The sequence below is a fragment of the Polynucleobacter yangtzensis genome (assembly GCF_027924165.1).
In the GTDB taxonomy this organism is placed as follows: Bacteria; Pseudomonadota; Gammaproteobacteria; order Burkholderiales; family Burkholderiaceae; genus Polynucleobacter; species Polynucleobacter yangtzensis.
Genome location: NZ_AP026973.1, coordinates 1765288 through 1789421, shown reverse-complemented (window position 1 = coordinate 1789421; position 24134 = coordinate 1765288). Strand labels below are relative to the sequence as shown.

Annotated in this window: 24 protein-coding genes; 9 read left to right on the top strand and 15 right to left on the bottom strand. The window is 45.2% G+C overall.

The genetic code is table 11. The annotated features are described in order from the left end of the window. Window positions 1-6: 6 nt before the first annotated feature. From QMF28_RS08955 to QMF28_RS08945, 3 genes are read right to left on the bottom strand one after another with little or no spacing between them, the layout of a single operon-like run. Complete coding sequence (locus QMF28_RS08955; protein ID WP_281742395.1) at window positions 7-1374, bottom strand: aminopeptidase P N-terminal domain-containing protein; 1368 nt, start codon at window positions 1372-1374, stop codon at window positions 7-9. After that, window positions 1367-2083 (bottom strand): N-acetylmuramate alpha-1-phosphate uridylyltransferase MurU, encoded by a 717-nt coding sequence (murU, locus tag QMF28_RS08950; protein WP_281743669.1) that lies wholly within the window; start codon window positions 2081-2083, stop codon window positions 1367-1369. The genes QMF28_RS08955 and murU overlap by 8 nt, the downstream gene beginning before the upstream one ends. A gap of 13 nt (window positions 2084-2096) precedes the next feature. After that, window positions 2097-3098, bottom strand: coding sequence for an aminoglycoside phosphotransferase family protein (locus QMF28_RS08945; protein WP_281742394.1), 1002 nt, complete (start codon window positions 3096-3098; stop codon window positions 2097-2099). Between the two features lie 32 nt (window positions 3099-3130). On the opposite strand from QMF28_RS08945, the gene QMF28_RS08940 reads away from it, so the two are divergent. From QMF28_RS08940 to rsmA, 4 genes are read left to right on the top strand one after another with little or no spacing between them, the layout of a single operon-like run. After that, window positions 3131-5650 (top strand): LPS-assembly protein LptD, encoded by a 2520-nt coding sequence (locus tag QMF28_RS08940; RefSeq protein ID WP_281742393.1) that lies wholly within the window; start codon window positions 3131-3133, stop codon window positions 5648-5650. Window positions 5651-5658: 8 nt separating this feature from the next. Further along, complete coding sequence (locus tag QMF28_RS08935; protein WP_281742392.1) at window positions 5659-7104, top strand: peptidylprolyl isomerase; 1446 nt, start codon at window positions 5659-5661, stop codon at window positions 7102-7104. After that, window positions 7079-8086: a 4-hydroxythreonine-4-phosphate dehydrogenase PdxA gene (gene pdxA / locus QMF28_RS08930; RefSeq protein WP_281743668.1), complete on the top strand. Its 1008-nt coding sequence runs from the start codon at window positions 7079-7081 to the stop codon at window positions 8084-8086. The genes QMF28_RS08935 and pdxA overlap by 26 nt, the downstream gene beginning before the upstream one ends. A gap of 3 nt (window positions 8087-8089) precedes the next feature. After that, window positions 8090-8866 (top strand): 16S rRNA (adenine(1518)-N(6)/adenine(1519)-N(6))-dimethyltransferase RsmA, encoded by a 777-nt coding sequence (gene rsmA, locus QMF28_RS08925; RefSeq protein WP_281742391.1) that lies wholly within the window; start codon window positions 8090-8092, stop codon window positions 8864-8866. 45 nt (window positions 8867-8911) lie between these two features. On the opposite strand, the gene QMF28_RS08920 is transcribed toward rsmA, so the two are convergent. The 9 genes from QMF28_RS08920 to QMF28_RS08880 all read right to left on the bottom strand — a co-directional run bounded on the left by QMF28_RS08920 (window position 8912) and on the right by QMF28_RS08880 (window position 18888). Beyond that, window positions 8912-9646 (bottom strand): lysophospholipid acyltransferase family protein, encoded by a 735-nt coding sequence (locus tag QMF28_RS08920; RefSeq protein WP_281742390.1) that lies wholly within the window; start codon window positions 9644-9646, stop codon window positions 8912-8914. Window positions 9647-9653: 7 nt separating this feature from the next. After that, on the bottom strand, window positions 9654-10226 hold the full coding sequence (gene gmhB, locus QMF28_RS08915) for a D-glycero-beta-D-manno-heptose 1,7-bisphosphate 7-phosphatase (protein ID WP_281742389.1): 573 nt from the start codon (window positions 10224-10226) through the stop codon (window positions 9654-9656). Beyond that, complete coding sequence (gene glyS / locus QMF28_RS08910) at window positions 10223-12361, bottom strand: glycine--tRNA ligase subunit beta (RefSeq protein ID WP_281742388.1); 2139 nt, start codon at window positions 12359-12361, stop codon at window positions 10223-10225. The genes gmhB and glyS overlap by 4 nt, the downstream gene beginning before the upstream one ends. Window positions 12362-12388: 27 nt before the next feature. Beyond that, a complete protein-coding gene (gene glyQ, locus QMF28_RS08905; protein ID WP_068319536.1) occupies window positions 12389-13279 on the bottom strand; it encodes a glycine--tRNA ligase subunit alpha in 891 nt (296 codons plus the stop codon). A gap of 59 nt (window positions 13280-13338) precedes the next feature. Further along, window positions 13339-14871 carry an apolipoprotein N-acyltransferase gene (lnt, locus tag QMF28_RS08900; RefSeq protein ID WP_281742387.1) on the bottom strand — a complete coding sequence of 511 codons (1533 nt, stop codon included), beginning with the start codon at window positions 14869-14871 and terminating at the stop codon, window positions 13339-13341. An 8-nt stretch (window positions 14872-14879) separates the two neighbouring features. Continuing rightward, a complete protein-coding gene (locus tag QMF28_RS08895) occupies window positions 14880-15719 on the bottom strand; it encodes a CorC family transporter (protein WP_281742386.1) in 840 nt (279 codons plus the stop codon). A 30-nt stretch (window positions 15720-15749) separates the two neighbouring features. Next, window positions 15750-16223, bottom strand: a complete 474-nt coding sequence (gene ybeY, locus QMF28_RS08890; RefSeq protein WP_281742385.1) for an rRNA maturation RNase YbeY — start codon at window positions 16221-16223, stop codon at window positions 15750-15752. Then, window positions 16213-17559: a tRNA (N6-isopentenyl adenosine(37)-C2)-methylthiotransferase MiaB gene (miaB, locus tag QMF28_RS08885; protein ID WP_281742384.1), complete on the bottom strand. Its 1347-nt coding sequence runs from the start codon at window positions 17557-17559 to the stop codon at window positions 16213-16215. The genes ybeY and miaB overlap by 11 nt, the downstream gene beginning before the upstream one ends. Before the next feature lie 66 nt (window positions 17560-17625). Next, window positions 17626-18888, bottom strand: a complete 1263-nt coding sequence (locus QMF28_RS08880; protein WP_281742383.1) for a putative Na+/H+ antiporter — start codon at window positions 18886-18888, stop codon at window positions 17626-17628. A 58-nt stretch (window positions 18889-18946) separates the two neighbouring features. Here QMF28_RS08880 and QMF28_RS08875 point away from each other — a divergent pair, with 58 nt between their 5' ends. Then, window positions 18947-19357 carry a rhodanese-like domain-containing protein gene (locus tag QMF28_RS08875; protein ID WP_281742382.1) on the top strand — a complete coding sequence of 137 codons (411 nt, stop codon included), beginning with the start codon at window positions 18947-18949 and terminating at the stop codon, window positions 19355-19357. Between the two features lie 48 nt (window positions 19358-19405). Further along, the gene (locus tag QMF28_RS08870; RefSeq protein ID WP_281742381.1) at window positions 19406-19795 is read left to right on the top strand and encodes an OsmC family protein; all 390 of its coding nucleotides are present in this window, start codon (window positions 19406-19408) and stop codon (window positions 19793-19795) included. A 67-nt stretch (window positions 19796-19862) separates the two neighbouring features. Here QMF28_RS08870 and QMF28_RS08865 read toward each other — a convergent pair whose 3' ends face one another. Both QMF28_RS08865 and QMF28_RS08860 read right to left on the bottom strand, forming a co-directional pair. After that, a complete protein-coding gene (locus QMF28_RS08865) occupies window positions 19863-20150 on the bottom strand; it encodes a glycine zipper domain-containing protein (protein ID WP_281742380.1) in 288 nt (95 codons plus the stop codon). Window positions 20151-20197: 47 nt separating this feature from the next. Continuing rightward, on the bottom strand, window positions 20198-20560 hold the full coding sequence (locus QMF28_RS08860) for a Rap1a/Tai family immunity protein (RefSeq protein ID WP_068319516.1): 363 nt from the start codon (window positions 20558-20560) through the stop codon (window positions 20198-20200). A 135-nt stretch (window positions 20561-20695) separates the two neighbouring features. Here QMF28_RS08860 and QMF28_RS08855 point away from each other — a divergent pair, with 135 nt between their 5' ends. From QMF28_RS08855 to QMF28_RS08845, 3 genes are read left to right on the top strand one after another with little or no spacing between them, the layout of a single operon-like run. Beyond that, entirely contained in the window at window positions 20696-21898 is a 1203-nt protein-coding gene (locus tag QMF28_RS08855; protein WP_068319511.1) for an ammonium transporter, read from the top strand. Window positions 21899-21955: 57 nt separating this feature from the next. Then, window positions 21956-22480, top strand: coding sequence for a gamma carbonic anhydrase family protein (locus QMF28_RS08850; RefSeq protein WP_068319510.1), 525 nt, complete (start codon window positions 21956-21958; stop codon window positions 22478-22480). 15 nt (window positions 22481-22495) lie between these two features. Continuing rightward, complete coding sequence (locus QMF28_RS08845; protein ID WP_281742379.1) at window positions 22496-23425, top strand: AEC family transporter; 930 nt, start codon at window positions 22496-22498, stop codon at window positions 23423-23425. Here the strand turns inward: QMF28_RS08845 and maiA are convergent. Continuing rightward, window positions 23396-24076: a maleylacetoacetate isomerase gene (gene maiA / locus QMF28_RS08840; protein WP_281742378.1), complete on the bottom strand. Its 681-nt coding sequence runs from the start codon at window positions 24074-24076 to the stop codon at window positions 23396-23398. The two genes, QMF28_RS08845 and maiA, sit on opposite strands and share 30 nt — an antisense overlap. Window positions 24077-24134 lie beyond the last annotated feature (58 nt).

Here is a 24134-nt window from a genome sequence, read left to right as displayed (position 1 = left end):
ATGTGTTCAAGAGTTTTTCATGAGAGCTTCAATCTCATCTGCTTTGACGGGTACACCACGAGAAATTAATTCACACCCAGAGTTGTTAAGGACGGCATCATCTTCAATGCGAATACCAATGTTCCAAAATTTCTCATCCACATCGGCAGCTGGTCTGATATAGAGACCAGGCTCAATCGTAATTACCATGCCGCTCTTGAGGACGCGCCATGGCTTATCTTCACTAGATGAAGCATGGTTGGTCTCGCGATAGGAGCCTACGTCATGCACATCCATGCCCAACCAATGTGATGTGCGGTGCATGTAAAAGCGGCGGTAAGCACCTGTTTCTATGGCATTTTCAAGTGAGCCTAGATCGGCAAGCTTGATTAACTTTTCATCAAGTAAGCCTTGAGTTAGTACTTTCAGTGCTGCTTCATGCGGCTGCATAAAAGTATTGCCCGGTTTGGTCATGGCAATTGCGGCCTCTTGCGCAGCTAATGTAATGTCGTATAGAGCACGTTGCGGGCCAGTAAATTTTCCATTTACTGGAAAGGTCCGAGTGATGTCGGATGCATAACCATCCAGTTCGCAACCAGCATCAATTAAGCAAAGTTCGCCGCTACGTAATTCTGTTGAGCCTGCGCGATAGTGCAGGATGCATGAGTTAGCGCCACCAGCAACAATGCTGTTGTAGGCAACGTTTTGCGCACCGCTATTGCGGAACTCATGGAGCAATTCAGCTTCGAGTTGATATTCACGCATACCAGGCTTGCAGATTTGCATGGCGCGGATATGTGCGCGAGCAGAGATGGCAGCAGCACGGCGCATGATGTCAATTTCATGTGCATCTTTAAATAGACGCATTTCATGAATCAGCACTTCAATGTCATGAAACTCTGATGGTGGATTCACGCCTGAGCGAACTTGCCCGCGAACTTGTTTCATCCAATGACGCAAGCGCCTATCAGCCTCAGCACTTTCCGCAAGACGAATATAGACTGCGTCTTGATCTGCCATTAGCTCGCCTAGTTTTCGATCGAGCTCCTGGTTGCTATGCGCATATTCAACACCCAAAACTTCAGGCGCTGCTTCAGGGCCAAGACGAATACCATCCCAAATTTCCCTCTCGGGATCCTTGGGTCTGCAAAATAAATGAGATTGAAGTTGAAGATTTTTTCCATCACCATCAACTTTCATTACAAGGGTTGCGCCTGGTTCTTCAAAGCCCGTCAGATAGTAAAAGTCGCTATCGTGACGATATGGAAATTCACTATCGCGATTGCGAGCAATTTCAGGCGCTGTAGAAACGACTGCAATTCCGCCGCCAGTCTTAGCAAATATTTGTTTTGCTAATTCATTTCGACGAAGTTGATAAATATCTGGTTTATTCATATGCTGCATTAAGCTCTTGTAAGCGTTGTGGCGTACCTACATCGTGCCATGGACCGGTATATTTTTCACCGGTCACTTTATTTTGCTCCATCGCGGTTCTCAGCAAAGGGGCTAACTTGGCAGGCGCTCCGAATTCCAGGTCCTTAAAGAGGTCTTTGTGATAAACCCCAATCCCTGAGAAGGTTAGCTTTTCGCTCTCTACGGATTCAGTGTCTCCCACGGTGGTGTCTTGCAGGTAAAAATCCCCTTCAGGGTGCTGCACTGGGTTGGGAACCATGAGTAAGTGGGCCAATGGCTTACTTGGGTCAGCGCGCATTCTGGGGACTGTTTCCAATAGCGTACTTATAGGCAAATTGGGGCTAAATACATCTCCATTGATAACCAGAAAGTAATCATCGGGTGCAATTATGGGTAATGCCTTGCAAATTCCGCCCGCAGTCTCTAGAGCGCTACCTTCAGGGGAGTATTGGATGTTGAGACCAAATTGCTGACCGTTCCCGAGAGCTGCCTCAATTTTTTCACCCAACCAAGCATGGTTAATGACGACATTCTGAATTCCTGCCTTAGCTAAAGCTTCTAAATGCCAGGCTAGTAAAGATTTGTTCTGAATGGTTAATAAGGGTTTGGGTAAGACATCTGTGAGAGGTCGCATACGCTCACCTCTACCAGCAGCAAGTAAAAAACAAGGAATGAGATTGCTCTTATTCATCATGTATATCTAACTAGTCTTTACGAATGCGAGTCGATTCCAGAATGCGAGCCAAAGGCTTTAATTCAATATAACGATTGGCTGTTGCAATTGCATACTCAAGCACGAGTGGAATATCTTTGAGATAGCCGTCTTTGCCGTCGCGGTGATATAGCCGTGCAAAGATGCCAAGTACCTTAAGGTGACGCTGTAAACCCATCCATTCAAAATCACGATAGAAGTGACCAAAATCGTCTGGCATCGGCAACCCTGCCTTACGGCCTGCCTCCCAGAATTTAATAACCCAATCAATTACTCGCTCTTCTGGCCATGCAATATAGGCATCGCGCCAAAGAGATGCAGCGTCATAAGTAATGGGACCATAAACTGCATCCTGAAAGTCAATTACTCCAGGATTATTTTTTTCTGTAACCATTAAATTACGCGAGTGGTAATCACGATGAACATAGACTTTTGCTTGAGCTAAATTATTTTCAATAATGAGCTCAAATGATTTTTTTAGTTGATCCGATTGTTGTGTGCTGAGTTCAATGCTGAGATGTTTCTTTAAATACCATTCAGGAAGCAAATCGAGCTCTCGTTGTAACAATGCCTGGTCATAGTTTGGTAGGACGCCAGGCTTGCTTGCCAACTGCATTAAAACTAGCGCATGAGTTGCATCTTTATAAAGATGATCTGCAGTCTCATTATTCAGTTCAGCCAGGTAAGTTTTTGTACCCAAATCGTTTAATAGCAAAAAGCCTTCAGCAATATTTTGCTCTAGTATTTTTGGCACATTTAAACCAGCTTCTGAGAGCAATAAATCGACCTTAATAAAGGCATCTAAAGGCTCATGTTGGGGCGGTGCATCCATCACGATCAAAGTCCCAAAACTGGGGTTTTTAGATGTAATTCGGAAATAGCGCCGAAAGCTGGCATCAGCCGAGGCTGGTACCAAAGAGTCGAGATCTAATTGCCAGCTAGCTTCTAGGGCTTTTAGCCAGTTGCGGAGGGTGTTTAAGCGTGCGTCAGTCATGGTCGATTCGTATAATAAGGCGGTCTGGATCTATGAGTCATTATCGCCTTCGCGCCGGCCTTCGCGCCCCTCTTTTTTTGCATGTAACCCTGCGCGTAATGACCGGGGTGGTATTGCTGCAATTTACGCTCCAGGGATATGCTCAGGCTCCTGCTCCTTTACCCGCAAATGCACAGGCTAACTCGAACACTGTTTTATTGCCTGATCGTGGAAATGTCACCGTTTTAAAGTTGGATGATCAGTTACGTACCGGTGTACCAATAGACGATAGTAAAGCACTAACGTTTACATCTAGCGATGTCATTGAAGGTGTCGTTGACCGTAAGATGAAACTCAAGGGTCGCGCGCAAATGCGTCGTAACGGCGGAGTTATTAAAGCAGATGAAATCATTTACGACCCTGATACCGATATTGCAGACTTAATTGGGAATGCTGAGTTAACAAAAGGCAACACTACTTTTAAGGGTCCAACAGCTCAATTTAAAGTGGATGCACGCGAAGGTGAGATGGAGACGCCTACATATGAACTGCGTGACACCCGCGGTAACGGCTCTGCCAAAAAACTGACGATTGAAAACTCAGATATTTTTGTTTTTGATAAAGCCACTTACACCACATGTACACCGCAAAATATGGATTGGTATTTTTCGGCCAGCACTTTAGAGATTGATAACGAACAAAAAGAAATGGTTGGCACGCATGGTGTGATGCGTTTCTTCGATGTGCCTATTGCATATGTTCCATATTTCACTGCGCCTACATCTAATCAGAGGCGTACTGGCATTCTGGCACCGGTTGTTGGCTATAACTCTAATAATGGTTTTGATGCCACCCAGCCGTACTACGTCAATATTGCGCCTAATAGAGATTTATTGATTCTTCCGCGTTATATGAGTGAGCGTGGCTTGCAGGTTGGTGCAAATTATCGTTTTCTAGATAGCAAGTACAGCGGCACTTTGGCTGGCGATTATTTGGCTCATGACAATAAAACGGGAACCGATCGTTGGCGCTATGACTGGCAGCAGCGACAGGTGTTTAGTGGTGGTCTCGCACCAGGCGGTGTACCCCTCCCAGGCTCATGGACTGGTTACGCCAATATGTCGCGAGTTTCAGATAACTTTTATCCAACCGACTTCTCTCAAAGTATTGCTGGAGCAGTGACAAGTCAATTCCGTCAAGAGGTGGGGACGACTAAGGGATTAACGGGTAGCTTGAGTAATTGGAATGTGTCAGCAAGGGCTTTAACTTTCCAAACTTTGCAACCAGACCCAACTCCAATTCAGGCGCCTTACAACGTATTGCCAAACATTACTGCGGCTTACAACAATCGACTAACTCCTGCAGTAGCGGATACAAGTGGAAAGTATGTAACTTTGCCGACTGGACCTGCAACCACTTTCTCTGCTGATTACACGCGCTTCTCATACAACATCGGCGGTAATTTAGCAGCTACTGCACCAGGCGTATACAGTCAGGCAGATAGAACAGTGATTAAGGGTGCCATGGCCCTGCCACAAATAACACCAGGCTATTACATCACTCCAAAAGTGAGTTTTCAGTCAAACATGTATAACGCCACACCGTTTACAGCAACTGGTGCGCCAGTGGCGCAAGGCTTCACAATTCCAACTTTTAGCTTGGATTCTGGTTTGGCTTTTGAAAGAGATGCTGCTGAATTAAAAGGTTTTTATGGTCGCGATATGTTGTTAACTATGGAACCTCGCGCTCTGTATGTGTATACGCCATTTCAAAGTCAGGCGCAGACTCCTTTGTTTGATACGGCGGATGCTGGCTTTGGTATCTCGCAAATTTTTAGTGAAAATACTTTTATTGGTAATGACCGTATTGCCGACAACAATGCAGCTACTCTTGGTCTCACAAGTCGCATGATTGAGGCAAATACTGGAGCAGAACGTGCTAATGTCACATTAGCTCAAAAGCAGCAATTTACAGGGCAGCGAGTTGGCTTGAATGGCACGATTGCTAATCCCACTACCTATTCGGATACCTTAGGTTCCGGCTCAGTTCGATTACTGGGTAACTTTAGCGCAGATATTTTTGGACAATACAACACCCAACTCAATCGTTTTGTTCAAAGCACGGTTGGGGGTAGCTGGCGCCCAACCCAAGGTAGAAGTTTGAATTTCGGGTACCGCAATGTATGGTCTCCACCAGTTCAGGCATCCATTCAAAATAACCAGGCGTTTGTGCCCGCAGCAACCACTACAGATCAATACAATATTTCTGGGCAATGGCCTATTACCAGGGAAGTATCAGTCTTAGGTCGCTGGGGATACGACGCGTTGACAACTAAGACTTTAAATAGCTTGTTAGCTCTAGAGTGGAGCAGAGATTGCTGGACTTTCCGAGGTGCCTACTCTCAAGTTTTGAATACTTCCCAAATAACCACCACTCAGGTGCTATTTCAAATCGAATTTAGGGGCTTTGGTAGCGCCGGCAGCAATCCAGTTGATATCATGAGGCTAAATGTTCCTGGATATATGCCTACCTCTAAGCCTATACCACCTTCAACATACGAGAACTATCAATGATGCTTTGTATGAATCGTTTTAAAAAGATCAGCGTTCACGCCATATTTATTGGCTTGGGATTGTTTGTGAATGTCACATTTGCTCAGGATGCAGCAAAATCAAATACTGTTGCTGAGAGCAAGATTCGTAATATTGATGGTGTGGCTGCGGTAGTTAACACGGGTTTTGTCACTCGCAAAGAAATTGATGATCGAATTGCAGCACTGAAAAAGCAGGGCGTGAAACTGCCTGAAGATGGGTCTTTGCGAAAAACAATTTTGGATCGTCTTATTCTTGAAAAAATTCAATTACAAAATGCTGAGCAAGAGGGTATATCTGTAAGCAATAAAGAGCTAGACAAGATCATTGGCGATATAGCTGCAAAAAATAAATTAACAGTTGCGGAATTTAAAGCAAAAGTCATTGCTTCAGGTTCTACTTTCGAGCGCTACAAACAATTACTCCGTGATGATATCTTGATCACACGGTACCGAGAGCGTGAAGTTGAGGCTAAGCTCAAAATATCTGATGCTGAAATCGATAACTTTATTACCGAGCGCACCAGGGCAATGACCTCCGGTGGGACGCAGCGATCAGCGCCAGCAGCTAAGGGCGAGCCAGAAGAAATTGATGTTGCCCAAATCTTTATTCCTGTGGATGGTGGTGCTGGTGCTGGAGCACAGGCTGAGGCCAAAAAGAAAGCTGATGCTCTATTGCGGGATGCGCGTGGCGATGTTGATTTCTTGCAGTTGGGCGCTATGGCTGCAAAAGAAAATCCCAAGATTAAGTTTCAGGATTTGGGTTACCGTACCCCCGATCGTTTGCCGCAATTATTTTATGAGGCCATTCGAAATACTGGTGGGGGACAAGTGGCAAATACAGTTGTAAAGAGTCCTGCCGGTTACCACGTTCTAAAGGTTTTGGATCGCCGGGCAGCAGGAGCGAGTGTCCCTCCTCAGCAGGCAGCTGTACCAGATGCTGGCTCAACCACTCCGCAAAATATCCCTATTACACAAACCTTATCTCGTCATATTTTGCTGCGTAATCGTCCTGGTTTAAGTGATCAAGATGCTGAAAGACGCTTGCAGGGATATCGCGATCAGGTGCGCGCTAAGACGGCAGATTTCGCTGAGCTGGCAAAAAAATACTCTGAAGATGGTTCGGCACCAAACGGTGGCGATCTGGGGTGGATGAGTCCTGGCGACTTGGTTCCAGAGTTTGAACAGGCCATGAATCGTTTGCAAATAGGTGAAGTCAGCAATCCAGTTAAATCTGAGTTCGGTTGGCATTTGATTCAAGTGATGGATCGTCGTGAAGGTCAGCTGACTGTAGAGAAACAACGTCAATTTGCACGCGCAGCAATCCGTGAAAGAAAATTTGATCAAGCTTATCAAGAGTGGATGCGCGAATTACGTGATAACGCCACTGTCAAAATTCTGAACGTGGATGATGAAGCAAGTAGCACCCCTCGTTAATCTGGCTATAAGTACCGGCGAGCCAGCCGGTATTGGGCCCGAGGTTTCTCTTGCTGCCGCTGTCGAATTTTTGCGCGAACAGAATGGCGTCGCCATTACCTTGCTCGGCGATGATCATTTATTGACTCTACCAAAAAACATTGATCCATCATTAGCTAGTCGATTGCAGGTTGAGTCTATTAAGCTTAAAACGCCGGTTGTTTCAGGCGTCTTGAATCCCCAAAATGCTCAGTATGTCATCGCCCTATTAGATCAAGCGATTAATGGTTGTCAGCAAGGTCGTTTTGACGCGATGGTAACTGCACCACTTCAAAAAAGCATCATTAACGATGCCGGTACTCCTTTTACGGGGCATACCGAACACCTTGCGCAGCGATGCAATATTTCTCATGTGGTCATGATGTTATGTGCACCATTGCCTACTGGATTTTTAGGGCTTGAGTCCCCTAGGGATTTAAGAGTAGCCTTAGTGACCACCCATGTGCCGTTGAAAGATGTGCCACAGGCCCTCAGTTATGACTTGATATTGGAAACAATTCAAATTGTGAATCGAGATTTGCAGAGAAAATTTGGCATAGCAAACCCAGTTGTGCGTATGGCCGGTTTAAATCCTCATGCTGGAGAGTCTGGCTACTTGGGGCGCGAGGAAATTGAAATCATTACGCCTGCAATTGAAGCGGCTAAGGCAATGGGCATTCAGGTATCTGGCCCTTATCCAGGTGACACAATGTTTGATCCTGAATCAGTTGCAACGGTAGATGCTTTTATTGCGATGTATCACGACCAAGGTTTAGCGCCTTTTAAGTTTGTCACTTTTGGCAATGGTGTAAATGTAACCTTGGGATTGCCAATTATCCGCACCTCAGTAGATCACGGAACTGCTTTAGATATTGCTGGCAAAGGTATTGCTGATTTCGGCAGCATGCTTGAAGCTTTACGCCTGGCTTATCAATTAGCCGTCAATCAAAGAAAGCAACCCTAATACATGCATCGTGCACGTAAACGATTTGGTCAGAACTTTTTACAGGACAACGGAATTATTTATTCCATTGTTGCCTTAATTAATCCCACCGCTGATGCGCATGTGATTGAGATTGGTCCAGGTCTTGGTGCATTAACACTACCTTTATTAGAGAATCTTGATCATTTAGATCTTTTAGAGATTGATCGTGATTTGGTCGCTTTTTGGAATGAAAAAAATCTCAAAGGCCTAACGGTGATCGAGGGAGATGCCCTCAAGTTTGATTTCTTAGCATGGGCGCAGAATCGCGCTGGCAAGAAGGGTTTATGTAAGGTAGTCGGTAATCTGCCTTACAACATCTCTTCACCGCTTCTATTTCATTTGGTTTCTGCTGCAAATTCAATTGATGAACAAGTCTTTATGTTGCAAGCAGAGGTTGTGGAGCGAATGGTTGCTAAGGAAGGAAGTTCGGATTTCAGTCGTCTTTCCGTGATGCTGCAAGCTCGTTACGATATGGACTTGGTGCTGGAAGTTCTGCCTGAGGCTTTTGATCCGCAGCCTAAGGTGAATTCAGCTGTAGTGAGAATGATCCCCAGAAGAGATTTCACCTTGAGTGATATCCAGTGGAGCGCTTTGGAAAAAGTAGTTGCTGCAGCCTTTTCCCAAAGAAGAAAAATGCTTCGAACCAATTTACAAGCATTTGCTGACAGGCTTAATCTAACTGAAATTGAGCTCAAAGCAAGAGCACAAGATATTTCAGTAGATCGTTATATTGAGTGGGCTAAGGTTTTAGCTGCTTAAGTCAGCCCCAGGGGTGTCTGACGTATTAAACGTTTAGAAACAATTCTATTTGTACGCGCTTGGGTCAATAACGCGCATTTCAGATTCAATCCAACCTTCAACCTCTTTCTGAAGCTGTTCTGCTGACTTGTTGGCTGAGCTGATCGCAGGCCCTATTGAAAAAATGACTGTACCTGGATTCTTGATAAAGCTATTTTTTGGCCAGCAGCGCCCAGCATTGTGTGCAATTGGGATGACAAGTGCATCGGTAGCGCTGGCTAGGCGTGCGCCGCCTTTGCGGTAAGGCTTGGTTGAGCCTGTGGCTGTTCTGGTGCCCTCTGGAAAGAGCATGATCCATTTGCCTTCACTTAAGCGCTTGCGCCCTTGGGTGGCTACAGAATGGGCTGCAGTCTGTTTGTTGGAGCGATTAATGTGAATCATTTTGAGCAAGGCTAATGCCCAACCAAAGAAAGGGATCCAGAGTAGCTCGCGCTTAAATACAAAACAAAGTTGTTTTGGTAGCAAGGCAATATAAGCGATCGTCTCGTAAGCAGACTGGTGTTTGCTAAGGATAATGACGCGCTCATTGAGCACCGCTTGCATGTTTTCCATGCCGCGGATTTCATAATGAATTCCGCATAGCGGCTTCAGTAGTGCAATAACGATTTTGTTCCAGAGCCCAATAAAGGTATAGCGATTTTCGGGGCTTAAAAAAGGAAATGCCAGCATGCACAACACAGACCAAATGGGTGTGAACACTACTAGAAATATGGCAAAGAGAATCGAGCGAATGAATTGCATGATGAATTTAGGCCTTATCTTCTAAAAGTGCATTAGCAAAAGCCAAGAGATCGGCATGTATTTGGGTGCCATCTGGTAGATTACCTTTAGCCAGCGTCTTTTCGCCTTTGCCGGTGAGAACCAAGTGGGGTGTTGCTCCTAAAGCAACACCAGCTTGAAGATCACGCAAAGAGTCACCCACAATAGGGGTACCGGTAAGTGGCTTGATGCTGTCAGTTTTTTTATAGCGCAAAGCAATTTCTTTCATCAGGCCAGGCGCAGGTTTACGGCAATCACATTGATGCGCATCCTGGTGGGGGCAAAAGAAGATGCTGTCGATACGACCGCCCAACGGCTTAAGCAAGGCCTCCATTTTGCTATGCATCGCATGCAAATCATTGATTGTGAAGTAGCCTCTGGAGAGGCCTGATTGATTTGTCGCTATAGCAATTTGGTAGCCTGCTTGATTTAGCAGAGCTATTGCTTCAAGACTGCCTGGGAGTGGAATCCACTCATCCACCGACTTGACGTAATCATCACTGTCTTCATTGATCACGCCATCGCGATCGAGAATGATAAGTTTAGAAGAGCTGGTGCTCATGCTAATTTGCCAAGATCGGCAATGAGATTCATTTTCTGGTGAAGTTGTTGCAGAAGAGCTAAGCGGTTATCGCGCAGCTCAGGATTCGGATCCATTACCATCACATCAGCAAAGAATTGATCAATTGGACCACTTAAAGCTACAAGAGATCTCAATAGTTCTACAAATTGACGTTTTTCATAAGCCGCATTGATTGTAGGTGTAACCGCTTCCAATGCTTGATGTAATGAAGCTTCTGCTGGAATTTGTAGTAATTTTGCTGAACAAGTCGCAGGGATGGCAGTAGTCGTTTTCTTGAGGATGTTGCTAATGCGCTTATTTGCGGCTGCAAGCTGAGCAGCTTCTGCAAGGGCATTAAATTCACGCAATGCAGTTAAGCGTTCGATCAGATCATTAATTTGGGCTGGATCTTGACTTAAAACAGCATCAATTTCTGCGCTAGTAAATGCTTTGCCAGCAACAGATTGGTCGCGTAGATAGGCGCGTAAGCGATCGATGATGAAAGCGTAGATATCAGCAGCCTTTGCCTTTTCTTGCACATCAGCCTGTGGAAACTGCGCACGAGACAATTCAATGAGTTCAGGCAAATTGAGTGAAAGATTTTTTTCTAAGAGCAAACGGCAAATACCAAGAGCATGACGGCGCAATGCATATGGGTCTTTATCGCCCGTTGGCGCGAGACCAACCCCCCAAATACCAACGAGAGTTTCTAATTTGTCGGCAATTGCCAGAATGGTTCCAGTTTGGGTTTGCGGCAATGCATCGCCCGCAAAGCGTGGCATGTAGTGTTCGCTGCAGGCGCTAGCAACATCAGCATTCTCACCATCATGATTGGCGTAGTAGCGACCCATGATGCCTTGAAGCTCTGGAAACTCGCCAACCATATCGGTCAATAAGTCTGTTTTAGCAATTTCAGCAGCACGTGAAGCAAGTTTTTCATCGGCATTCAGTTTTTTGGCGATGCCTACAGCAAGGCCTTGAACGCGCTTGGTGCGGTCTAGCTGGTTGCCTAATTGATTGTGATAAACCACTTTGCCAAGATCGACTACACGTGAAGCTAGCGGGCGTTTTTGATCTTGCTGAAAGAAGAAGCGGGCATCCGATAAGCGAGGACGCACAACACGTTCGTTACCAGAAATAATCGCATGAGGCTTATTGGTTTCAATATTAGAAACAATCAAGAAACGATTGCGTAACTTGCCTTGCTTATCGGTTAACGCAAAGTACTTTTGATTGGTTTGCATTGTCAAAATCAAGCATTCTTGTGGAACTTCCAAGAACTCTTGATCGAAGTGGCACTCATAGATAGCCGGCCATTCGACGAGGGCAGTCACTTCATCTAAGAGGCTGTCTGGCATCAAAACTAAATCATCGCCAGCCGCCTTTAAAAGTTCAGCTTCAATTTGTGCGCGACGCTGGTTAAAGCTAGGAATAATCTTAGCTTTGGATTGCAAATCGGTTTCGTATTGATCTGCGCTAGAAACCGTTACATTGCCAGGCGCCAGGAAGCGATGCCCTTCAGTTTGATTGGCAGCATCAATGCCTAAAGCACTGATATTGAGAATGGTGCTCCCATGAAGTGCGATGATGCGGTGAGCAGGGCGGGCAAACTGCACGTCAGCCAATTGACCATTTTTCTGCAGCACTTGGTAGTGCATCATTTTTGCAATGGGTAGCTTATTTAATGTTTGCTCAAGAGCGGTTTGAGCAGTTTGCTCAAGTGCGGCCCCTTTGGCAATGACATTAAGGTAAAGAGCTTCATTTTTACCTTCACCAGCTTTTTCTAATGTGGCGAGATCAACATCTGCATATCCAAGGGCGCCTAATTTTTTAAGTAGGGGTGGAGTTGCTTTACCTTCAGCATCGAATGCAATGCTCGTTGGCAGTAATTTTTCACGTACGGGATAGTCCGGCGCTTGATTTAAAACGTCCGTAATTTGAACCGCTAAGCGACGGGGTGTTGCAAACCCAGTAACTTTAGAACCTTCAGTTGCTAAGCCAGCAGACTTAAGTGCAGTGAATATACCTTCGCTAAAGGCGTCACCTAGGCGACGTAATGACTTTGGAGGCAATTCTTCTGTAAATACCTCAATCAATAAAGTGGCTGATTGTGGTTTTGAATTAGATGTGCTCATAGATGGAATGCAGAAATCTCGATGCGCTTAAGCCTGAGCTTTAGCTTGACGTTGACACATTGGGAAACCCAGCTTTTCTCTGGACTCAAAGTAAGCCTGGGCAACAGCACGAGAGAGATTGCGGATGCGTCCAATATAGGCTGCGCGCTCAGTAACAGAGATAGCGCCACGAGCATCCAGCAAGTTAAATGTATGTGCTGCTTTTAAAACCATTTCGTAAGCAGGCAGAGCAAGTGGAACTTCCATCAAACGCTTTGCTTCGCTTTCATAGTTTGTGAAGTTGGCAAAGAGTAAATCAGTATTGGAGTGTTCAAAGTTGTAGCAAGATTGTTCAACTTCATTTTGGTGATACACATCACCGTAAGAAATGCCATCTGCCCACACTAAGTCGTATACGTTAGAGCAGTTTTGGATATACATTGCCAAACGTTCGATGCCGTAAGTAATTTCACCAAGGACAGGCTTGCAATCTAAGCCACCAACTTGTTGGAAGTAGGTGAACTGTGTCACCTCCATCCCGTTAAGCCAAACTTCCCAGCCGAGACCCCAGGCGCCAAGCGTTGGGTTTTCCCAGTCGTCTTCCACGAAGCGGACATCATTTTCTTTAAGGTCTAAGCCGAGTGCAGCGAGAGATCCTAGATAAAGATCGAGAATATTTTCTGGGGCTGGTTTAAGTACTACCTGGTATTGATAGTAGTGCTGCAAGCGATTTGGGTTTTCACCATAACGACCATCTTTGGGTCTACGCGATGGCTGCACGTAGGCAGCTTTCCAAGGCTCTGGACCAATGGCGCGTAAGAAGGTGGCGGTATGAGATGTACCGGCGCCTACCTCGAGGTCGATAGGTTGCAATAGGGCACAACCTTGTTGGTCCCAATAATCTTGAAGTTTGAGAATGATTTGCTGAAAAGTAAGCATGATTAACCTGGCTAAGCCATTGATTTTACATGGCTAGGGCACTCAAGAGTTAAAAATGCCTAAAAACGTCTATGGCGAATGAGACCCCAGAGCAAGAGAAGGCAAGAAAGACCCAAAATCGGTAAATTGCCCCAAATGACATAAGGTGTTTTTCCAGAATAGGCTTGGACTTGGGTGCTTAGGGTGCCTTGGGTAAATTCAGGAAGATCTTGCAATACTTTGCCATCAGGGCCTAAGACGGCTGTAATGCCTGTGTTGGTGGCGCGCAAAGCAGGCAGCCCAGTTTCTAAAGAGCGTAGCTGTGAGAGCCTGAGTTGCTGGGTCGAGGCCTGAGATTCACCAAACCATGCAAGATTGGTCATGTTGATAAGTAAATTCACTGGCTGGGCGCTGTGCTGAATCCGAGAGGCCAACTCACCACCAAAGACATCCTCATAGCAAATCGTAATAGCAGCATGAATATCTGCTTGACCCTTGCGCACAATCGCAAACGGAGGTTGATCTAGTTTTCCTCTAGCAAAGTCGCTCATTGGTACGTGAAATGCTTTAACGAACCATTGGAATCCAGGTGGAATAAATTCTCCGAAAGGAACAAGGTGCGCTTTATCGTATTGATAAGCTGGTGTATTTGGCGAGAGTCCAGTAGCGCGATTGGAATACTGTATGCCAAGCTCCCCAGGCACTTCACCAATTAAACCAACAAGAACATTGCTATCACTGCTGTTAGAGAAATCTTGTAGGTAATTTAGTAGGCCGATTGGTAAATTCGGAATAGGCCATGGGAATGCAGTCTCAGGAATGATGATGAGATTGGCTGCTTTCTTGGTAATTTCACCGGCATAAAAATCAATCTGTTGGCCAATCGCTTGAGGATTAAATTTCAGACTTTGTTCAAAGTTGCCCTGAATGAGTCGAACGCTAATAGGTTCTCCAATGGGCTTAGTAAAGGTAAATAGGCCGGCAAATTGAGTCAGGCTAATAGCTGCCACAATCAGGAGCGCGCTGGAAGCGCGGTGTTTGCGAGCTTGATAAAGTTCCCAGGAGGCCCAGACTGCCAGGAAGGTGCAAGTCAGCCCACCAAAGAAGGGCGCAATTAGGGCGAATGGTCCAGTAAATTGGGTTTCAGCAAAACCCATCCAGGGAAATCCCGTAAAGATGTAGCCACGCAAAAATTCTGCAATAACCCAGCTTGCTGCTAGAAACAAACCAGTGAATCGATTCTTTTTAAATAAAGGAATTGCTAGTGTAGCTATCGAAAAGTAGATGGCCACGTAAGCAGAGAGTAAAAATACTCCCATGCAAGCAAGTAGTGCATTCATACCGCCAACGTCATGCAAGCTAATGTACAACCACCATAGACCTACGACAAAATATCCAATACCAAATGTGAGACCTAAAGCAAATTGTTTTTTGACAGAGGGTGAAGGGTGGGAATCAAAACGCCACCAGAGAATGCTTAAAAGAGGAATCTGAATCCAGCCGCCGTAAGGAAGCTCTGCAGCCAGAGCAAGTGCTGCCCCCAATAACAGCAAGATAAACACTGAAAATATTGTGACGCTTTTGTGCTGCTGATAGGGGTGCTGATCAAACAAGGTAAATCTCAGTCAGATTTTTTATTGGTTTGTCGCGCAAGCAAAATATGAATTTGTCTTGGGTCGGCGCGCTGCACCTTAAATTCAATTCCGTCGATTTCAATAAGCTCACCCATCTTAGGTACACGGCCAAGATGTTGAATAACTAAACCAGCCACTGTCTCGATATCTTCAAGCTCGAAGTGGGTGCCCAGTGCTTTATTAAATTGCTCAAGCTCCGTAATACCTTTGACGCGGATGTCTCCGTTATCTAGGGAAATGAGATTATCTGCCTCTTCATCAACGTCATGCTCATCTTCAATATCGCCAACGATTTGCTCAAGGACGTCCTCGATCGTAATAATTCCTGCTACGCCACTATATTCATCAACCACAATCGCTAAGTGATTGCGATTATCTTTAAAGTCGCGCAATAAAACACTAAGACGTTTGGATTCTGGAATAAAGACGGCAGGTCGCAACCAGTCGCGCACCTGAAAATCTTTTTCTGTGGCGTGACGCAATAAATCTTTGGCTAGCAAAATGCCGATGACATTATCTCGACTACCTTCAAATACTGGAAAGCGGGAGTGTGCCGCTTCGATCACATTCTTAATAATCTCAGGAAGCGCTTGACCGATGTCGATCCAATCAATCTGGGCGCGCGGTACAAGAATGTCACGTGCGGATAATTGACCTACCTGAAAGACGCCTTCAATCATTGAGAGGGCATCTGCATCTATTAAGCCCTCGGCTTGTGCCTCACGAAGGGTTTCAATCAGTTCTTGACGGCGTTCGCCAGGCTCCGTTGGCTGAGGGGTTAAAAAATCAGCTAAACGGTCTAAAAGGGATTTATTGGGGTCAGGCATATAGCAAGAATAGCGTAGAAATAAGTCAAATCATTGATAAGGGTTAGCAAAGCCCATTTTTTGGAGAGTCTGGATTTCCAGGGTTTCCATTTTCTTTGCATCTTTGGCCGCTTCGTGATCGTAGCCTTGGGCGTGAAGGCAGCCATGCACAACTAAATGCGCCATATGGGCCTTCAGTAATTTATCTTGTTCTTTTGCTTCCTTCTGCAATACAGGGAGACAGAAAATGATATCTGCTACCAATTCATTTTTTGAAAGCTCGTAAGGAAAAGTGAGCACATTAGTTGCGTAATCTTTTTGGCGAAAAGCTAGGTTTAACTTTTTGCCTTCGGTGGCATTTACAAAGCGAAGTGTCATCACGCCGCCAAGAGGTGTTGCACTCTTAACCCATTTTTTTATTAAAGCGGGCGAAGCGATTTTGCTAAGAGTAGATTCAATTGCGGTACTAGCGTATTGCAAGTCAATTTTCAGTTTAGGTGGATTGACTTTGTTCTTAGCTGACATTTACTTCTACCAATTCACCCCTAAGGGTGTAGTTAAGGACTTCGGTGATGCGTATGTCTACGATCTGACCAATGAGACTCTCAATATCTTGATCCGGTGCCGTGAAATGAATGACGCGATTATTTTCGGCACGTCCTTGCAAGTTAATACCGTCTTTAGCAAGACCTTCGATCAGCACTCGTTCAGTATTACCCAACATTTTTTGGCTAATTTGATTTGCCTGACCCTCAACAAGAGCTAGTAATGTTTGAAGGCGCTTCAGCTTGACATCGTAAGGCGTGTCATCGTGTAAGTTTGCAGCTGGTGTTCCTGGGCGTGGGCTGAAGATAAAACAAAAACTATTGTCAAAATTTAATTCTTTGACCATCTTGAGTAGCTTCTCAAAGTCTGCTTCAGTCTCTCCTGGAAAGCCCACAATGAAGTCACTCGATAGAGTGAGATCAGGCCGCACTGCGCGCATTTTGCGAATGATGCTTTTGAACTCTAATGCTGTGTAGCCACGTTTCATGGCTGACAACATAGCATCAGATCCATGTTGGACAGGGAGGTGTAAGTGGCTTACAAGCTTCGGTACTTTTGCATAGACATCAATGAGGCGCTGTGTAAATTCCTTAGGGTGGCTAGTAGTAAATCGAATTCGTTCAACCCCTGGAATTTCAGCAATGTATTCGATGAGAAGAGCAAAGTCTGCGATCTCTTCGGTACCGCCCATCTTACCTAAATAAGCATTCACATTTTGACCTAGCAGGACGATTTCTTTCACACCCTTACTGGCAAGGCCCGCTACTTCGGTGAGTACATCGTCAAAAGGCCTGGAAACTTCTTCGCCGCGTGTGTAAGGTACAACGCAGTAACTACAGTATTTAGAGCAGCCTTCCATGATCGATACATAGGCTGAGCCACGGGTTTGTCGTGATGCCGGCAGATGATCAAATTTTTCAATTTCTGGAAATGAAATGTCTACTTGAGAGATGCCTGTTTTACGTCTTTCTGCAATGAGATCAGAGAGGCGATGCAATGTTTGCGGGCCAAAGACCACGTCAACATATGGTGCGCGACTGACAATTTGCTGACCTTCTTGACTTGCTACGCAGCCACCAACACCAATCAATAGGTTGGGTTTTGTTTTCTTAAGCTCGCGAAGTCGACCTAGGTCCGAAAAGACTTTGTCTTCAGCTTTTTCGCGAATAGAGCATGTATTGAGAAGGACAACATCGGCATCTTCTGGTCGATCTGTCATGACCATGCCCTCGTCGGCATGTAATAGGTCGGCCATCTTGCCCGAGTCATACTCGTTCATTTGACAGCCGAAGGTTTTGATATAGAGCTTTTTCATATGCCGTTCTCAGGTTTATAGCTGGGGGCGAAGCTCAGATTTTACTGCCTAAGTCTTGTCGAGGCCTCAGATGAGTCGATAAGCCAAGATAGCCACAATTGTGGGTGGAATGGCGGCGATTAATAAATAGAGTGCCGAAACTGCACCATTTGGGAAGTGTTGTCGCAGGATGGCAATGCCGGCTGGGTTAGGTGCATTGGCAATAACGGTTAGACCTCCACCTGCTACTGCACCTCCTACTAAAGCAAGCTTGAATTCTGGTGATGTTCCAGTTACCAATGAGCCTAAATAAGTGAGCGCTGCATTATCAGTAAAGGCGGTGAGAACCAGACTGCCATAGAACACTGCGGTAGGACTCATTCTTTCAAGAATGGGTTGTAGCCACCAGCCTTGTAATGAGCCTACTACGACTAAGCCGCCCAAGAAGAAGCCGACTAGCAAAGCTTCTTTCAGAATTAATGGGCTTTGATGTTTTGGGTAAGCAGTGGTGTAGCCGATAAAGAACAACAGAATCCAGGTAAAAATAATCGGATCATGTGCAAAGATCACTACTCCACACAAGAAGAGTAGGTGCACTGAAATTACGGCCAATGGAATCTTGACTTCTTTCTTGTCTGTATTGGGCTCAACCAGTTGGCGATGGAATAAAAGTGTGACTGCTAGAGCATTAATAAAAATGGCTATGCAGGACTCGATGCCAAAGTTGGCAAACATAAATGCTGAGCTCCATCCCCAGGTAGAGGCCACCATCAGTACTGGTGGCGCAGCAAAGTTAGTGAGTGTTCCACCGATTGAGATGTTAACGAAGAGAACCCCGAGCGTTCCAAATAGGAGGGCTGTTGAGCATTTATGGCGATAGACCAAATCACGCAGCAGAAAGGCTGCCAGGGTCATCGCAGCTGGTTCGGTGATGACTGAGCCTAGAAGAGGGGTAATCGCCAGAGTTAGAAAATATAAAGCGGGAGCACTTTTAATGCGTAATAGATATTGCAATACTGTAGCTAAAGCATGCAGAATTTTCGTCGCAAAATACAAAATAGGTTTTGTGCCGGCCACAATCATGATGGCAAAAACAAATAGCGGTTCAGTGAAGTTGCGTTTATTTAAAAAATCTTTAGCAGTAGCTAGGCCATCATTTAAAGAGATGAAAATAACCAAGATGGCGGCCCAAAAGCCAAAAACGATTTCTACTTCGCCGAGAAGGTGCCAAAGCCCTGCGTGCCGTGGAGATTTTTTGGCGATAGATTCAAAATAACCAGTGCAAAAAGTATGCAAAACTGCAATTGTAAAAATAATACTTGCGCCAAGTTCTGTCGGGGTAAAGTTCATAGCAGAATGGTAGCAGGTACTTAATAAAAATGAGGCATTGTTAATTTAGGAGATTTTGGTGAAATTAAAGATTGGATATCAAGAGCTCATTCAAAGTGCGATGACTGAAATCGAGACTCTGTCTCTGGAAAAAGCACAGCAACTATTAACAGACCCCAACGTGGTGTTTGTGGATATTCGTGATATCCGTGAATTGGAGCGAGAAGGCATGATTCCCAATGCTTTTCATGCCCCCAGAGGAATGTTGGAGTTCTGGGTTGATCCTGATAGCCCTTATTACAAGCCAATTTTCGGCGAAGGTAAGAGACTCATTTTGTATTGTGCCTCCGCTTGGCGTTCAGCTCTATCCACTCAAACGCTGCAGAGAATGGGCGTGCCCAATATTTGTCATTTGGAGGGCGGTTTTAGTGCGTGGAAGAAAGCACAATTACCAACGGTGGAAAAAGCAAGCAAACCCCATTCCAGTTAAAGTCATCTTTAATCGTGTTCAAGTATCAATTATTTATTTAGGATCTTTATGAGAAAAGTCGTGTCACAGTTTGGCAATGGTCCACTTCAGCAAAAATTGACTGCTGGTGATTTACATTTCTTATCGGATGCGGAAGTCTCTAAAGGCGGTGAGGGAGCTGGACCTAGTCCTCATGAGTATCTTGGTGCCGCATTGGCAGCTTGTACATCAATGACTTTGAAAATGTATTCCGGTCGCAAAGCAATGAATTTAGAGAACGCCATTGTGACTGTAGATATCGAGCGAACGAATGATGTTGAAGTCTTTTCTCGCGAGATTCTATTGCGGGGAAATTTAAGTCCAGAAGAAAAAGAGCGCTTGCTGGAGATTGCTGATAAGTGCCCGATTCACAAAGCATTGGCCGGGCAGATCCAAATAAAAACCCAGCTGGTAAATTAATACGAGCTGGGTTGTTTTGCGGCATCCAGGCCAGAGAGGCCCTGAATATAAAGCTTAACTAGACGACTTAATTAGGCGCCTTAGCTGGCTGATTATTTTTTCCAGCGTTGTAGCCAGAGTTGTACTCAGATGCTTGCTCTTTCTTATAAGCGTCGTATACATAACCAGAAGCTGCGCCAACGGCTGCGCCACCAACTGCGCCCCAGATAGGATTGCCGTGGAAGATTGCAGTGCCAACAGCGCCAGCTGCTGCGCCAATGCTCGCGCCTGAGAGTGTGCGTTGTTCAGTGTTGCTCATGTTTGAGCAACCAACGATTGCTAAAGTTGCTGCGGTAATTGCGATAATTTTTTTCATCTCAACTGATCCTTTAAAAATGTATTAGTTTGGCTAAGTCGCTGGAATTATTTTCTGGCGCAAGGGAAGCGTGAAGCTAAGAAGCCCAAGAAAACACCTGCTGCTGGTTTGTCAGCAACTTGTGGATTACTTTGTGCAAACTTTACAAAATCACCAATTACTTCATCACGTGCTGGAGCTGGTTGCTTTACGCAAATAAATGGCTTTGCACGTTGTGGGTGACGTGTAGCTAAATAGGTTTCATAAACAGAAGTAGTGAAGCCAATGCAAAAACTACGTGATTCTGGGCTTGCAGGTAGTTTGCAAACATTAGCGAGTTCTTGTGTGCTTAAAACCTTGATGGTTTCTTGTGCTTGTGCAAAGCCTGAAAAAGAGGCTAAAGCAGCCAATGCAATGAGGAATTTCTTCATGGGTTCTCCCTTAGGTGTATGTAAAAACGATAATAAACCATATACTTCCCAAATCATGCACTAATAGGGTGCATATCGCACTTCTTTGGACTTCTTTATTCCCCATAATGATGCAAAAAATAAGAGGGGAAATTCATGGAAACTTTGAAAACAGGTAGTGATGCTTTATTCATCTTGCTTGGTGCAATCATGGTTCTTGCCATGCATGCAGGCTTTGCATTCTTAGAACTGGGTACCGTACGCAAGAAGAACCAGGTAAATGCTTTGGTAAAAATCTTGGTGGACTTTGCGGTTTCAACCATTGCGTATTTTTTCATTGGTTACAGCATCGCTTATGGTGTGAACTTTTTCTCTGGTGCAGAGTTGCTCGCTGAGAAGAACGGCTATGAGTTAGTGAAGTTTTTCTTCTTACTTACTTTTGCTGCAGCTATTCCAGCAATTATTTCTGGCGGTATTGCAGAGCGCGCTAAATTTAATCCTCAGCTTATTGCTACTTTTATCTTGGTGGGTTTTATTTACCCCTTCTTCGAGGGTATCGCCTGGAATCAACATTACGGTATTCAGGCTTGGATTAAAGGTCTAACAGGTGAAGAGTTCCATGACTTTGCAGGTTCAGTTGTCGTGCATGCCGTTGGTGGTTGGATTGCATTACCGGCCGTTATTCTGTTAGGCGCTCGCCGTGGACGCTATACAAAAGAAGGTCAAATTTCTGCTCATCCACCATCAAGCATTCCTTTCTTGGCCTTAGGCGCTTGGATTTTGGCGGTAGGTTGGTTTGGCTTTAACGTGATGAGCGCTCAAACAATCGACAAGATCAGTGGCTTGGTTGCAATGAACTCCTTAATGGCAATGGTTGGTGGTACATTGGCTGCTTGGGTAGTTGGTCGAAACGATCCAGGTTTTACCTATAACGGCCCTCTCGCTGGCTTGGTAGCAGTTTGTGCAGGCTCAGATTTAATGCACCCCCTTGGCGCTTTGTTTGTTGGATTGGTTGCTGGTGGACTGTTTGTATATATGTTTACCTTGGTACAAAACCGCTGGAAGTTGGATGATGTTCTCGGTGTTTGGCCATTACACGGTCTGTGCGGTTTGTGGGGAGGTCTAGCCGCAGGTATTTTTGGTACCAAAGCTTTTGGTGGTCTCGGCGGTATCACTTTTACCGGGCAGCTGATTGGTAGTGCCTTAGGGGTAGGTATCGCACTGATCGGTGGTTTTGTTGTATACGGAGCCCTGAAGGCGACCTTAGGTATTCGCATGTCTCAAGAAGAGGAATTTGAAGGCGCTGATTTAAGTGTGCATCGCATTTCTTCATCACCGGATCGCGAGCCTAACTGGTAATTGATTTTTTAGTGCAAGGCTGTTCATCTATAGCCTGATTCATACCTATAATGAGTCATGGCTATATTTGAACTAGACGGAAATGCCCCTCATTTAGCTGAGGGCGCTTGGGTTGCTGAGAGTGCAGAAGTGATCGGCAAAGTAGAGCTTCATCAAGATGCAAGCATCTGGCCCAAAGTCGTGATCCGTGGCGATAACGACCTCATTCAAATTGGCGCAGGTAGTAATGTGCAAGACGCATCTGTATTGCATACCGATCCTGGATATCCACTCATGATTGGTAAGGGCGTCACTGTTGGACATCAAGTGATGCTGCACGGTTGTCAGATTGGCGACGGCAGTTTGATTGGCATTGGCGCAGTAATTTTGAATGGCGCCAAGATTGGTAAAAATTGCCTAGTGGGTGCCGGTGCTCTTGTTACCGAAGGAAAAGAATTTCCGGACGGCTCTATGATTTTAGGAACGCCAGCAAAAGCGGTGAAAGAGCTAACTGCAGAGCAAATAGCGGGGATTCACGATATCGCTGGACGTTACGTGAAAAATGCACAGCGTTATGTCAAGACGCTGAAAAAGATTGCCTAACCTCCTCAATAAATTTTGCTCTACGTATTCAATGTAGTTTTACCTGTTTTCTTGCTCATACTGATTGGGTATGTTGGTGGGCGCGCTGGTAAGTTGGGCATCAATGCCTCTACTGAGTTAAACCGGTTTGTTGTTTGGCTCGCTTTACCTGCTCAACTATTTAACTTTGCCGTCAATAGCGGATGGCAAACACTATGGCAGCCTGGCTTTATCACGGCATTTTTCCTGAGTTGCTTAATTGTTTTTGCCTTAGTGTTACTGGTGAGCTGGATACGTCATCGAGACTTAGCTGCCGCCAGCTTTGATGGGCTCAGTGCTTCTTATTCAAATACTGGATACATGGGCATTCCACTGTGCGCACTCGCCCTTGGTCAAGATGGACTGGCTCCAGCCATTATTTCAACCTTCATAGTATTTGTGATGTTTGCTTTAGCAACAGTATTTATAGAGATTGGCATCTTGTCACACAAGAAGTCACATGAGATTGTCTTAAGCGTTATTAAATCCTTGTGTACCAATCCATTACTCATAGCTCCAGTCGCTGGTTTGATATGGGCTTCTAGCGAATTGACTTTGTATGATCCGATTGCACAAGTGATCTCATTTTTGGCGGCCGCTTCTACGCCATGCGCTTTAATTTCAATCGGTTTGTTTCTCATCCAAAAAAGTACTGCTCCTCCAGGAAGGGCATGGGGTATTAGTTTGTCAAAGTTAATACTGCAACCTTTAATTGCCTGGATGATTGCGGGTCCGATTTTGGGCTTGCCTGAATTATGGGTAAGCGCTATTGTGATTTTGAGCGCCTTGCCCACTGGCACCGGGCCCTTTATGTTGGCCCAGTATTACAAGGCAGATGGCAGCATTATTTCTAGAGTGGTATTAATTACTACGGTGAGCTCTTTGCTTACGCTCTCATTATTTCTTTGGTGGAGCAACGGGGTTTAACCCTTCAGCATCGATTTGTTTTTCCCAGGATGCATCAATAAAAGCGGGCAACTTCATGCACTCATGAAAAATGCTCATGAGTGTGGGGTAGGGCTCCACATCTACTTTTGCACTGAGTGCATTAAATAGCTGCGGCACTAAGCAGATATCAATTAAGCCTGGTTGATCGCCGTAGGCAAACCTCCCAACCCTAGAGTCATTACTCAATTGTTTTTCAATACTCTCCAGTCCTACTTTGACCCAGTGCTGGTACCACTCATCTTTAGCTTCGTTGTTAATGCCAAGTTTTTTGATGAGGTAGCGCAGTACGCGAACGTTGTTAATTGGATGAATATCGCTGGTGATATCCATTGCAACAGATCGCACCCAAGCTCGATCAATTGCCACTTTAGGAAGAAGCGCTGGCGCAGGCTGAGCTTCTTCAAGGTATTCAATGATTGCCAGCGATTGATGAATACTTTTCTGCCCATCTTCAAATAAAGGTACTAAGCGATTGGGATTTTTGCTGCTATATACCTCTCCCATTTGCTCGCCACCATTTTTACTGAGGTGGATTGGAATAATTTCGTAGTCCATACCCTTAAGGTTGAGGGCGATACGTACCCGATAGGCTGCAGAGCTACGCCAAAAGCTGTATAGCTTGGGGGTCATATTGATGTCTTATCGGAGTTCATGGCTAACAGTATATTCAGAATAGTTATTTAAGTTA

Bases quoted from the DNA above. Each gene is read 5' to 3' on its own strand.
- ybeY (WP_281742385.1), bottom strand. From the start codon at position 16,223: ATGTCAGCTAAGAACAAAGTCAATCCACCTAAACTGAAAATTGACTTG.
- glyQ (WP_068319536.1), bottom strand. From the start codon at position 13,279: ATGCTTACTTTTCAGCAAATCATTCTCAAACTTCAAGATTATTGGGAC.
- murU (WP_281743669.1), bottom strand. From the start codon at position 2,083: ATGAATAAGAGCAATCTCATTCCTTGTTTTTTACTTGCTGCTGGTAGA.
- QMF28_RS08935 (WP_281742392.1), top strand. From the start codon at position 5,659: ATGAATCGTTTTAAAAAGATCAGCGTTCACGCCATATTTATTGGCTTG.
- QMF28_RS08955 (WP_281742395.1), bottom strand. From the start codon at position 1,374: ATGAATAAACCAGATATTTATCAACTTCGTCGAAATGAATTAGCAAAA.
- QMF28_RS08880 (WP_281742383.1), bottom strand. From the start codon at position 18,888: ATGAACTTTACCCCGACAGAACTTGGCGCAAGTATTATTTTTACAATT.
- QMF28_RS08945 (WP_281742394.1), bottom strand. From the start codon at position 3,098: ATGACTGACGCACGCTTAAACACCCTCCGCAACTGGCTAAAAGCCCTA.
- glyS (WP_281742388.1), bottom strand. From the start codon at position 12,361: ATGAGCACATCTAATTCAAAACCACAATCAGCCACTTTATTGATTGAG.
- maiA (WP_281742378.1), bottom strand. From the start codon at position 24,076: ATGACCCCCAAGCTATACAGCTTTTGGCGTAGCTCTGCAGCCTATCGG.
- QMF28_RS08940 (WP_281742393.1), top strand. From the start codon at position 3,131: ATGAGTCATTATCGCCTTCGCGCCGGCCTTCGCGCCCCTCTTTTTTTG.
- pdxA (WP_281743668.1), top strand. From the start codon at position 7,079: ATGAAGCAAGTAGCACCCCTCGTTAATCTGGCTATAAGTACCGGCGAG.
- QMF28_RS08865 (WP_281742380.1), bottom strand. From the start codon at position 20,150: ATGAAAAAAATTATCGCAATTACCGCAGCAACTTTAGCAATCGTTGGT.
- QMF28_RS08860 (WP_068319516.1), bottom strand. From the start codon at position 20,560: ATGAAGAAATTCCTCATTGCATTGGCTGCTTTAGCCTCTTTTTCAGGC.
- gmhB (WP_281742389.1), bottom strand. From the start codon at position 10,226: ATGAGCACCAGCTCTTCTAAACTTATCATTCTCGATCGCGATGGCGTG.
- miaB (WP_281742384.1), bottom strand. From the start codon at position 17,559: ATGAAAAAGCTCTATATCAAAACCTTCGGCTGTCAAATGAACGAGTAT.
- rsmA (WP_281742391.1), top strand. From the start codon at position 8,090: ATGCATCGTGCACGTAAACGATTTGGTCAGAACTTTTTACAGGACAAC.
- QMF28_RS08850 (WP_068319510.1), top strand. From the start codon at position 21,956: ATGGCTATATTTGAACTAGACGGAAATGCCCCTCATTTAGCTGAGGGC.
- QMF28_RS08870 (WP_281742381.1), top strand. From the start codon at position 19,406: ATGAGAAAAGTCGTGTCACAGTTTGGCAATGGTCCACTTCAGCAAAAA.
- QMF28_RS08895 (WP_281742386.1), bottom strand. From the start codon at position 15,719: ATGCCTGACCCCAATAAATCCCTTTTAGACCGTTTAGCTGATTTTTTA.
- QMF28_RS08920 (WP_281742390.1), bottom strand. From the start codon at position 9,646: ATGCAATTCATTCGCTCGATTCTCTTTGCCATATTTCTAGTAGTGTTC.
- QMF28_RS08855 (WP_068319511.1), top strand. From the start codon at position 20,696: ATGGAAACTTTGAAAACAGGTAGTGATGCTTTATTCATCTTGCTTGGT.